At 65.4% G+C, this 12002-nt stretch carries 4 protein-coding genes; all 4 read left to right on the top strand.

Annotated elements, in window-relative coordinates; genetic code table 11:
* The coding region (locus tag CKW18_RS20265) for a transposase (RefSeq protein ID WP_141233123.1) at positions 1 to 340 on the top strand (340 nt) is incomplete at its 5' end.
* Positions 341 to 823: 483 nt separating this feature from the next.
* Positions 824 to 2704, top strand: coding sequence for an ACP S-malonyltransferase (gene fabD, locus CKW18_RS20260; protein ID WP_095190429.1), 1881 nt, complete (start codon positions 824 to 826; stop codon positions 2702 to 2704).
* Between the two features lie 3 nt (positions 2705 to 2707).
* A complete protein-coding gene (locus CKW18_RS20255; RefSeq protein WP_095190428.1) occupies positions 2708 to 8059 on the top strand; it encodes an amino acid adenylation domain-containing protein in 5352 nt (1783 codons plus the stop codon).
* A complete protein-coding gene (locus CKW18_RS20250; RefSeq protein WP_095190427.1) occupies positions 8059 to 11988 on the top strand; it encodes a beta-ketoacyl synthase N-terminal-like domain-containing protein in 3930 nt (1309 codons plus the stop codon). Before CKW18_RS20255 ends, CKW18_RS20250 begins: the two co-directional genes overlap by 1 nt.
* The last annotated feature ends 14 nt before the right edge of the window (positions 11989 to 12002 follow it).

Below are 12002 nucleotides of genomic sequence, written 5' to 3'. Positions count from 1 at the left end.
GGATTTGCTGGCGGCCAACCAAGCGTTGATGACGGTCTACTTGATGAAAGCTGAACTCAAAACGCTCTGGACGCCAAGTACCGCCTGGGGCTGGAGATCAGCCTGGAAGCAATGGCTGCGCCACGCTGATGAAAGCGCGATACCGGCTCTGATCCTGTTCGCCAAACGGCTCAAGGGTTACTGGCGGGGAATCGTCAGCCGGGTTCGCTGGCCGATGCACACGGGGCAGTTGGAAGGCATAAACAATCGAATAAAGGTTATCAAACGGATGGCGTACGGTTACCGGGATAGCGAATTCTTTTTCATGAAAATCAAGAGCGTCTTTCCCGGTAATCCGTGAAGAACCTTTCTTTTTTTTGCTGGAAGTAACTACTCGGTTAAATAATTCGCTGACTTCAAGTTACTGTTTTACATGGCTTCCGGATATCGTATGGCGACATGTAGATCATGAAATTGGTGTCAAACCTATATATTAAATTTTGTTCATGTTTTTCAGGTGATCGGGGCATAGTCACTCTAAATCAGGTTTAATGTAAACATTAACCATTGATTTAATTGAATATTTTTTAATCATAAAAAAAATCAGTCAGTTTTTAACAAAAACCATTAATTCCCTGTGATAGGATTTATCGATATTCGATAGTTGCCGTAATGGCTATTGAGTGGCCATGTTGGATGAACTCAAAAGTTCTCCTGTAGTCGATTGGTATTAATCAGCTCCTCTCTATATAGGCTGCGACAGTCTCGTTGCGGGCCGAGTGTGCGGCATGCCTGAATCAAATACATCTTTGAGGCGCGTCTGTACCTGCTAAAAGGTGATTGAATGCAAAAGATTTATGTTTTTCCTGGCCAGGGTTCACAACTCAAGGGCATGGGCGAGGCGGTGTTCGGCAAGTTCATAACCTATACGGACCTGGCCAGCGATATTCTCGGCTACTCCATCGTCGACCTGTGTCTCGAAGACCGCGACCAGCGCCTGAACCAGACCCAATACACTCAGCCGGCGCTTTATACGGTCAGTGCGCTGACCTACCTGGACCGCTTGCAGAGCGCTTCCGGGAACGAGCAGGTGGCGTATTTCGCCGGGCATTCCCTGGGCGAGTACTGCGCGCTCTTCGCCGCTGGCGGCTTTGACTTTGCCACCGGGCTGCAACTGGTCCAGCGCCGGGGCCAACTGATGAGCCAGGCGCCCAGGGGCGGCATGGCCGCGGTGCTGGGCCTGAGCGAGGAAAGGGTTCGCACTGTCCTGCGCGACAAGGGCCTGGACGCTATCGACCTGGCCAATATCAACTCGCCAGATCAGATCATTCTTTCCGGCCTGCACGACGATATTGTCGGCGAAGCGACCCGAGCGATCTTCGAGCAGGCCGGCGCCAGTTATGTACCGCTGAACGTCAGCGCCGCCTTCCACTCACGCTACATGCAGGATGTCGAACGCGAGTTCGCCGACTACCTGGCGGGGTTCTCGCTACAGCCCCTGTCCACCCCCGTGGTCTCGAACATGACGGCGCGGCCTTATCCGCAGCGCGATTACGCCGCCATCCTCAGCGGGCAGATCACCCATCCGGTGAAATGGTACGAAAGCATTTCCTGGCTGCTGACCCAGGATATCCAGCCGATCGAGGAACTCGGGCCGGGCAATGTCCTGAGCAAACTGACCGACAAGATTGTCAAGGCGCCGATGGCCATCGCGCCGACTGCCGCGCCGCCTGCTCCGGTCGCCCCGGCGCCGCGGGACACGATCTTCATGTATGGCGGGCAAGGCACCCAGTATTTCCAGATGGGCCGCGAGCTGTACCAGCACAACCCGGCCTTCCGCCAGCAGATGGATGCCTGCAGCGCCCTGGTGGAAGCAGAGTCGGGATTTTCCCTGGTCAAGGTTATCTACGATGAATCGCGCCGGGTCTACGAGCCGTTCGACTCGATCCTGCAAACCCATCCCGCGCTGTTCGCCGTCGGCTACAGCCTGACCGCCATGCTGCGCGCCGAAGGAGTCGAGCCCAGGGCCGTCCTGGGCTACAGCCTGGGCGAGTACATCGGCTTGACGGTCAGCGGTTGCCTGTCCTGGCAGGACGGGCTGCGCCTGACCCTGCGCCAGTCGCGGGTGCTGGCCGAGCATTGCCCCAAGGGCGGGATGCTCAGCGTGCTGGCGCCGGTGGAGCACCTGCAGCAGCATCCCGGGCTTTACCAGGGGGTGGAGCTGGCCGGGATCAATTTCGCCGACAATTTCTGTGTCTCCGGCGCCCGGGCCGACCTGGCCCGGATCAAGCAGGGCCTGGATGCCATGGGGGTGATCTGCATCGAACTGCCCGTGCAGTATCCGTTTCACTCCAGCAATATCGAGCCGGTCCGGGACAAGATCCTGGCGATCCTGGAAGGCATCGAGTTCGGCGCGCCGCGCATCCCCTATTACTCCTCCACGTTCGCCCGGGCCATTCACGCCGGCGACCTGGGCAACGCCCGGGATTACCTGTGGCGCGTCATCCGCCAGAGCGTGGATTTCCATGGCCTGGTCAAGCACCTGGCAAGCAGTGGCAGCCAGGCGCTGTTCGTCGACCTGAGCGCGACCGGCTCGCTGGCCAACTTCATCAAGTACACCCGCCCCAACAGTCTCAATTACAGCCATTCGATCAATCAGTTCGGCAAGGACCTGAGCAACCTTCATATCCTTCTCAACAAAATCACCGGCCGTTCAGGGGAGTAGCCCATGTCAGTCAATCCTGTCCCATCGGCGTGGCGCGTCAACGCGCGCGACTTCAACAACGCAGCGGGTTTTCATCAGTTGTTCGACGCCCGGTCCCGGGCCACCCCGGACGCTATCGCCCTGGCGGACGCCCGGCAGCGCCTGAGCTATCGCCAGCTGGCCGACAAAAGCGGGCAGTTGGCCGCCTACCTGGTCGGGCAGGGGGTGGGCGCCGGCTCGCGGGTCGCCCTGTTCATGAACCGCTCCCCCGACCTGGTGGTGGCGATGCTCGCCATCGCCCGGGTCGGGGCCACCTATATTCCGCTGGACCCGGTGTACCCCGAACAGCGCCTGCGCTACATGCTCGAGGACAGCGACAGCCGCTGGGTGCTGACCCAGGCGGAGGTCGAGCCGATGCTCGCCACACTGCTGGGCGAGCGCTGCGTCAGCCTCGCCCTGGACCGCCAGTGGCCGCTGGTCGCCGCCTGCCAGTCGCCCTTGCCCGAGCCGGTCTCGGCGCCCGGCAGCCTGGCCTACATCATCTACACCTCCGGCAGCACCGGCCAACCCAAGGGCGTGATGATCAGCCATCGGGCGCTGAGCAACTTTCTCCTGTCGATGGCCGAAGTGCCCGGGATGTCCGCCGCCGACACCCTGCTGGCGGTGACCACCCATTGCTTCGATATTTCCGGGCTGGAGTTGCTCCTGCCGTTGATCGTCGGCGGGCGTTGCCATATCTGTCCGGCCGAGACCGCGGGGGATGCCAGCCAGTTGATGAAGCTGATCGCCGAAGTCCGCCCCAGCCTGATGCAGGCGACCCCGGCGACCTGGCAGATGCTGCTGCGCGCCGGCTGGCAACCCCTGGCGCAACTGCGCATCCTCTGTGGCGGCGAGCCGATGCCCGAGACCCTCAAGGGCGCTTTCGAGCAGGCCGGGAATGCGGTCTGGAACATGTTCGGGCCGACCGAAACCACCATCTGGTCGACCCTGCAGAAACTGCAGCCCGGGCAGGCGATTTCCATCGGCCGGCCCATCGCCAACACCCGGCTGTACCTGCTGCGTGAAGATGGCGGCCACTGCGCCATCGGCGAGCCGGGCGAGTTGTGCATCGCCGGGGCGGGGGTGGCCGAGGGCTACCTGAACCGTCCCGAGCTGACGGCTGAGAAGTTCATCGACAACCCCTTCGAAAGCTCCGGCAAGCTGTATCGCACCGGCGACCTGGCCTGCTGGCAGGCCGATGGCCTGTTGCAGCACCTGGGCCGGATCGACAACCAGGTGAAAATCCGTGGCTACCGGGTCGAAATGGGCGATGTCGAGGCCCAGTTGGACAACCATCCCGAGGTCCTGCAAGCGGTGGTGGTGGCCCGGCAGCAGGCCGGCTCCGCGCAATTGGTCGGCTACTTCGTCCCGCGCCAGCAGGCACCGGATGCCGCCCTGGCCGGGCGCCTGAAGCACTGGCTCGACGAACGCTTGCCCGGCTTCATGGTGCCGAGCTTTCTGCTGGCCATCGAGCGTCTTCCGTTGACGCCCAACGGCAAGGTCGACCGCAAGGCACTGGCCCAGCGCCCCATTTCCGTGGCGGCGGGCGCCAGCACGGCGGCGCGGGGCGAGGTCGAGCGCTACATCATCGAGCAATGGCAGGCGCTGCTGGGGGTGGAGGATATCCAGCCGGACAGCCTGTTCGCCGAGGTGGGCGGCAATTCGATCGCGGCCAATGACTTTCTCGCCCGTCTCAACCGGCGGTTCGACACGCAACTGGTCCTGGCCGACCTGGCCGCCCACGCCAGCCCGACGGCCATCGCGCAACGCCTGCTGCATGGCCCGCAAGCGGCGCCGGCCGCCGTTGCCCCGCAGCCCGCAGGCGATGAGCGCAGGGACCCGTGGGACGACGACTCGCGAGAGGACATCGCCATTGTCGGCATGGCCTGCAGTTTCGCCCAGGCAGGGTGCGCGCAGGCGTTCTGGGGCAACGTCCTGGCCGGGCGCAACTGCATGACCTCCGCGGCCCTGATGCGTCCGCAGCTGGTGCGCGCCGATGCGCCGCTGTGGGCCGGGTTCATCGCCGATGCCTTCGACTTCGACCCGGTGTTTTTCCAGGTAGCGCCCAAGGAAGCGCAACTGATCGATCCCCAGCAGCGGCTGATGCTCACCTACACCTGGCGGGCCCTGGAGGACGCCGGTATCAGCGCCGAGGCGTTCCGCCAGCGGCGTACCGGGGTGTTCATTGCCGCCTCGCAGAACGACTACGGGGTCGCGGCGGCGCAGGCCGAAGAAAACAAAGGCTACCTGGCCACCGGGCAACTGGTGTCCATGGTCGCCAACCGGCTGTCCCACACCCTGGACCTCTCGGGGCCCAGCGAATGCATCGAGACCACCTGTTCGTCATCCCTGGTGGCCCTGCACCGGGCGATCCGCGCCATCCGCCACCGCGAGTGCGAGCAGGCGGTGGTGGGGGGCGTCAACCTGCTGCTGTCCCCCGAGTATTTTCACAGCTACGACGCCATGGGCCTGCTGAGCCCCGACCAGAGCACCCGGTCCTTCCAGGCCGGGGCCAATGGCTACGTGCGTTCCGAAGGCGCGGCGGTGGTGATTCTCAAGCCGCTGGCCCGGGCGCTCGCCGACAACGACCGCATCGCGGCAGTGATCAAGGGCAGCAGCGTCAACCACGGCGGGCGCTCCTCGTCGCTCACGGCGCCGAACCAGGAGGGCATGCGCAACGCCATGCTCGACGCCCTGGCCGATGCCCGCGTGACGGCGCAATCGCTGGGCTATATCGAAACCCATGCCACCGGCTCGCTGCTCGGCGACCGGGTCGAAGTGAACGCCCTGGAAGCGGTGTTCGCCGAACACGCCCCAGGCGCCGCGAGCACCGCGGACTGTACCCTGGGCAGCCTGAAACCCTGTATCGGCCACAGCGAAGTGGCCTCCGGCATGGCGGCGCTGATCAAGGTGGTGTTCGCCCTGCAGCAAGGCATCAAGCCAGGGGTACCCGGCGTGAGCGACGAGGACGTGGCCCGGCTGTGGTCTTCCAGCGTGTTCCGGATCAGCGCGCGCAACCAGCCCTGGGCCGCTGGCGCAACGCCTCGGCGCGCCGCCATCAACAGCTACGGATTCGGGGTCAACGCCCATGTGATCGTCGAACAGTACTGCCCGCCGGACGATACCCGCGGCGAAGACCACGACGCGCAATTGCTGGTGTTCTCCGCCAGGACCCCGGCGCAGCTGGCCAGCGTCCTGGAAAACCAGTTGGCCCACCTGCAGGGCCATTCACAGCTGCGGCTGCGGGACCTGGCCTACACCCTGCAAGTCGGCCGCGAAGGGCTCAAGGCGCGCCTGGCCTTTGTCGCCAGCTCGATCGCCGAGGCCCGGGAACAACTGGCCCGGGCCCTGGAAGGCCTGGCCGAAGGCGCCGACGCCTGGCCGGCGGGGATTTTCTACAGCGGCCGGCAGCTGGCGGCGGACGGCGAACTGGCCACCCTGGCCGCGCAATGGGTGGCGGGCGTGACGCCGGCCTGGCACCGCCTGCATCCGCCCGGCAGCGCGAAGAAACTGGCGCTGCCGCAGTACCCGTTCCAGTTCAAGCGCTACAACGCCCTGGCCCCGGACGAGTCGGAGCCGGCGGCCACGCCCGGGGCGCGCAGGATCTGCGTGATCGGAGCCGGTCCCGGCGGCCTGGTCATGGCCAAATCGTTGCTGGAGGAGGGGCACCAGCCGGTGGTGTACGAGTCCCAGGACACCCTGGGCGGGGTATGGAACCTCAAGCACGACAAACAGGTCGGCACTTACACCACCACGCGCTTCCAGAACTCCAGGGACACCAGCTTCTTTTCCGACTTCTACCCCGAAGACATCAGCGATACCTTTCCCAATGTCCAGGATGTGCGGCGCTACCTGCAGGCCTACGCCAGCCGTTTTGACCTGGAGCGCCATATCCACTGCCAGTCCCGGGTCGTTTCGGTCAAGGCCGAGGGCGCTGGCTGGCAGGTGGAAATCGAGTCCGCGGGCATCCGTCGCCAGGAGACCTTCGACGGGGTCGCGCTGTGCCACGGGCGATATCAGATTCCGCGCCACGCGCGGATTCCGGGGCTGGAGTCCTTCACCGGCCAGGTGCTGCATTCGGGGCAGTATTTCGACAACGCGCCGCTGGCGGGCAAGCGGGTGCTGGTGATCGGCAATGGCGTCAGCGGCATGGACATCGCCGGCGAAGCCAGCAAGGTCGCCGCCAAAGTCTATTGGAGCCTGCGCTCGCGCAAGTTCATCCTGCCGCGGATGGTAGGGTTCCTGCCCAACGACTTTGTCTCCCCGGCCAACCTGCTGATGCCCGCGGGGCTGCGGGCGCAGCGCAATATCGACCGCCTGCGCCTGGCGCTGCCGGCCTTCAGCGAGGCCCTGCAGCGCAGCGGCTTGCAGCCGACCCTCAACGAGTTCCGCCAGCACCCCTTCATTCACATCAACGATGAGGTGGTGGACCTGGTCAACGCCGGGAAGATCGAGACGATCTTCGGCCAGGTGGAAAAGTTCGTCGGCAACCGCTGCTTCCACCTCGGCCATGAACAGGTGCTCGAGGACATCGATGTGGTGGTGCTGTGCACCGGCTACCGCACCGGGGCGCTGTATGACTATGTGCAAGGCCTGGAGCCTGTCCGCGACCTGGCCATGGGGCTGTTCCACCGAGACGACCCGCTGTTGTTCAACCAGTACGGGCTGCAGGAAATCGGCGTGATCGGCACCTTGCCGTACCTGGAGATGACTTCGCGCTGGTATGCCCAGGTGGTCTCCGGCAAGTACCGGCTCAGCCAGCAGGAACGGCGGCAAACCGCCGATACCGACAAGATCATCATGGGCCCCCTGGCCAGCGTGGTGATCGGCCTGAAGCTCGGCCTGGTGCCGGACCCAGCGCGCGAATTCAAGGCCTTCTGGAGCCTGCTCAATACCCCGGGTTTTCCCGCCCAGTACCGCCTGCGCGGGCCCCACGCCAGCGCCGGGGCCGCGGCCATCGTCGCCGCGAGCCGCCAGCGCGCCTTTATCCAGGACGAAACCGGTGACGAGCAAATCAGTATCGTCAAGGCGCGCCTGCTGGCCGGCCTGGGCAGCGAGGCCGTGGCGCGCCTGGCGGCCGAGGGCCAGATTACTGCCGAGGAACGGCAGGCGGCCCTGGCCCGGCTCGACGATCCGTTGCGGCTCGACTGGGACAGCCAGTTCCTCACGCCCCTCAGCGACCGGGCGCTGGCCATTGACCAGGCCACCCAATCCCAGGACGGGGTGATCGCCGAGCATGACCGCCTGTACCTGGGCCTGCTCCGCAAGATCCAGCGCAAAGAAATCAACGCAGACAACTTTCTGTCGGAACTGAAGAAAATCTCAAGGGCCTCGTGATGACCTACCTGAACGCTTTTATCGACAAGGTTTCCAGCCAGAGCATTTCCGACGCCCAGGCCCTGGACCTGATCCGCCAACTGCATGAGTCGGTGCAGCAACCCGCGCCAGCGCCGGCCCGGGGCACTCTCGTCGAGCAACAGGTGCTGGCCGAACTGAGCGGCTTCCTGGTCGCCACCATCCACCTCGACCAGGGCGAAATCGAACCCGAGCGCAGCCTGGCGGACTATGGCTTCAACTCCATTTCCCTGACCGAGTTCTCCCAGCGTATCGGCGCGCGGTTTCCCGGTTTGCGGCTGGCGTCCTCGACCTTTATGGAGCATCCGTCGCTGGCGGCCCTGGCGCGCCACATCGCGCCCAGGGCCGGCCTTGGACAAGAAGCCCCGGCCACGGCCTCCGTGGACGTCGAGCATGTAGTCGCCGAGCGCTTGCAGCGTTACTTCCACGAGCAGGGCCAGGCGGCCGGGGCAACGGTCCAGCCGATTGCCAGAGTCGTGCGCGCCTCGGCCGGGCAGGGGCCTCGGCCGCAGGCCGGCTCGGGAACGGAGAACCACGACGAAGCGGCGGCACTGCACGAGGACATCGCGATCATCGGCATGGCCGCGCGCCTGCCCAAGTCCGACAGCCTGGCCGACTTCTGGCGCCGCCTGGTGGACGACGAGCCGTTCATTTCCGAGGTGCCGGCCGACCGCTGGGACTGGCGGGCGATCTATGGCGACCTCGACAGCCCGGACAAGACCGACTGTTATCACGGCGCCTTTATCGACGATGTGCGCGGCTTCGATCCGCTGCACTTCAACATCGCCCCGCGCGAAGCGGCGCTGATCGACCCCCAGCACCGGCTGATGCTGCAAACCGTGTGGGAAGCCCTGGAAACCTCCGGTTACCAGCGCGATCAGTTGCGCCAGCAGAAAATCGGCGTGTTCCTGGGCATCGAGCGCAAGGACTACGCCGACCTGATCCGCGCCAGCCAGGTGGCGATCGACGGCCACCTGAATACCGGCAACGCCCACGCCATGCTGGTCAACCGCATCGCCCACTATTTCGACTGGAAGGGCCCGGTGTCGACGGTGGATGCCGCCTGCAGCAGCTCGTTCGTCGCCATCGACCGGGCGATCACGGCCTTGCGCACCGGGCAGGCCCAGGCGGCCATCGCCGGCGGCGTCAACCTGGTGCTGAGCCCGGAAGTGAACATCTATAACCGCAAGCTCGGCCTGTTCACCGGCGACGGCATCGTCCGGCCCTTCGACAAGCAGGCCAACGGGCACTTCTTCAGCGACGGCCTGGGGGTGGTGATGCTCAAGCGCCTGTCGCTGGCCGAGCGCGACAACGACAACATCCTCGGCGTGATCAAGGGCCTGTCGGTGCGCCATGGCGGCAAGAGCCTGTACCTCACCGCGCCGAATGCCGAGATCCACTGCGAAACCATCGCCGAGGCCCTCGGACAGGCCGGCCTGCAACCGCGGGATATCGACTATATCGAGGCCCAGGGCACCGCCAACCCGATGGCCGACGAGGTGGAGCTCAATGCCTTCGACAAGGTCTTCAAGGGCTGCGCCAGCAAGCCCGGCTTCGGCACCCTGAAGGGCCAGCTGGGGCATTTTTCCGGGGCCTCGGGGGTGATCTCGCTGATCAAGAGCCTGTTGGCGCTGCAGCACGACACCCTGGTCAAGATCGCCAACCTGGAGGAGTTCAACTGGAACCCCGGGCAGGGCGAGTTTGCCTGCGAACCGATACGCGAGACCGCCGCCTGGGCACCGAAGACCCGCGACGGGCAACGCCAGGCGCGGCATATCGGCATCCACAATTTCGGTTTCGGCGGCGTCACCGGGCATATGGTGCTGGGCGAATACCTGGCCCCCGAAGCGCCCGCCATGGCGCCGCCCGCCGCTGGCGAGCAGGCGGTGCCGTTGTCCGCCCGCACCGCGGACCAGCTCGAGCAGGCCGCCAAGCGTTTGCTCGCCCATCTGCAATCCCCCGAGGCCGCGCAGCTGAGCCTGCGGGATGTGGCCAGCACCCTGCAGACCGGCCGTGAACACTTCGAACACCGCGCGGTGGTTTTCGCCGATTCGCTGGCGCTACTGACCGAGCGCCTGGAGCGCCTGCTGTCCGGCCAGGAAGATGCCGGCGCCTTCCTCAAGCGCGACCTGGAAACCGGCAAGGATGTGCGTCAGCTGTTCGCCAGCCCGGAGATGCAACCGGTGGTGCGGCAGTGGCTCGACGAGCGCAACCAGCGCGGCCTGGGACGCATCTGGGTCGCCGGGGTGGCGGTGGACTGGCAACGCCTGTATGCCGGCCAGCCAGCGCTGAAAAAAGCGCAGTTGCCCACCTATCCCTTTGCCCGGCATGCGTTGTGGATTCCCCAGGCGCCCGCCAACGGTCCGGCCGTGGCGTTGCCGGCGCCGATCCTGCAGCACAACGTGTCGACCTTCATGGCGCAGAAATACCGCTCGGAATTCACCGGCCAGGAGCCCTGGTTCGTCGCTGGCGGCGCCGACCTGTCGCGGCGTTTCGTCGAACTGGCGCACCTGCCCATGCTGATCCAGGCCACGCGCCAGGCGGCCGAAGTGACGGCCGACGAACCGGTTGGCCTGGTGTTGCACGACATCGTCTTTCCCCACGCGTTGTGGGTGGAGCGGCAGCCGGTCGCCGTGGAGTTGACCCTGGTCCCCGGTGAACACGAGCTGATCGATTACCGTCTCAGTTCTCCCGGCCAGGGCGACGCGGTCTTGCATATCCGCGGCCAGGCGCTGTTCGAGCCACGCCGATCCGTGGCCGCGCTGCAACTGCCGGCCGATGCGGCCGAGGCCGGCTGGCACCCGGTCACGCAGCCGGCGATGGTACTGCTGCAACTCACCAGTTTGCTGGCCCGGGAGCAGGCCTGCGAGGTCGCGGCCCTTACGCTGCTGTCGGTGGACGAAGTGCGGGTCGATGGCGCCCTGGAACAGGCCGCCTGGTTGTGGCTGCGCCCCTCCGACAACGATTTCGCCCAGGTGGAGATGCCGTCCACGGTGTCCCGTCTGGACATCGATATCTGCGATGGGGCGGGCGAGGTGCTGATGCAACTGCGGGACCTGGTGTGCAGCCATGGCAATGACCTGGACGCGGCCCCCGGACCGGTGCCGGTAAGCATGCCCGAACAGATCAAGGGCATGATCCCGACGCTCAACGGCACCGGGGCCATGACCACCGTCCTGCCGGCCTGCTCGCAGCTGTTCGTCGAGTTCGCCGCCACCACCGGAAGGGAAGTGATGGACATGGGCTGCGCCTACGGCGTGGCGACCATCGCCGCGCTGGAGCAGGGCGCCCGGGTGCTGGCGGTGGATATCGAGGAGCAGCACCTGAGGATTCTCGCCGACAAGGTGCCGCCACACCTGCGCGGGCGCCTGAGCACACTGGCCGGCGCCTTGCCGGACATGGATTTCGCCCCGGGCCGGTTCCAGGCGATCCATGCGGCGCGGGTCCTGCATTTCCTGGCGCCCCAGGCGTTTCGCGAGTCGATCCGCAAGATGGCCCGCTGGCTGGCCCCGGGCGGCCAGCTGTTCCTGACCTGCGACACCCCGTACTTCCCGCACTGGGCGGCCCGGGTCGACGAGTACGAGCGCCTCAATGCCGCGGGCGAGGAGTGGCCGGGCTATATCGCCGATATCGCCGGCTATTTCCGCAGCCGCGTCCAGGCCAGCGCCGGCAATGCCATCGACAGCGGCAGCCATGCCAGCGACGCCCTCAACGGCACCCCGCTGATCAACCTGGTGGACCCCGAGATCCTGGCCCGCGAATGCCGGCTTGCCGGGCTGCAGGTGGAGGAGGCCGGCTACGAAGGCCTGGCCATCGACTTCGAGGGCCACGCCGCCAGCGATGGCCTGGAGCATGCCAGCGTGATCGCGATCAAGCCCTGCAGCGCAACCCCGCGCAGCCTGCGCCGCTAACTTTCTGGATGGAA

It is taken from the genome of Pseudomonas sp. Irchel 3E19 (assembly GCF_900187585.1).
In the GTDB taxonomy this organism is placed as follows: domain Bacteria; phylum Pseudomonadota; class Gammaproteobacteria; order Pseudomonadales; family Pseudomonadaceae; genus Aquipseudomonas; species Aquipseudomonas baetica.
The sequence above is the reverse complement of the archived record's forward strand: the minus strand, read 5'-3'. Positions and strand labels throughout refer to the sequence as shown.

Coding starts and splice junctions, on each gene's coding strand:
- fabD (WP_095190429.1), top strand. CDS start 824: ATGCAAAAGATTTATGTTTTTCCTGGCCAGGGTTCACAACTCAAGGGC.
- CKW18_RS20255 (WP_095190428.1), top strand. CDS start 2,708: ATGTCAGTCAATCCTGTCCCATCGGCGTGGCGCGTCAACGCGCGCGAC.
- CKW18_RS20250 (WP_095190427.1), top strand. CDS start 8,059: ATGACCTACCTGAACGCTTTTATCGACAAGGTTTCCAGCCAGAGCATT.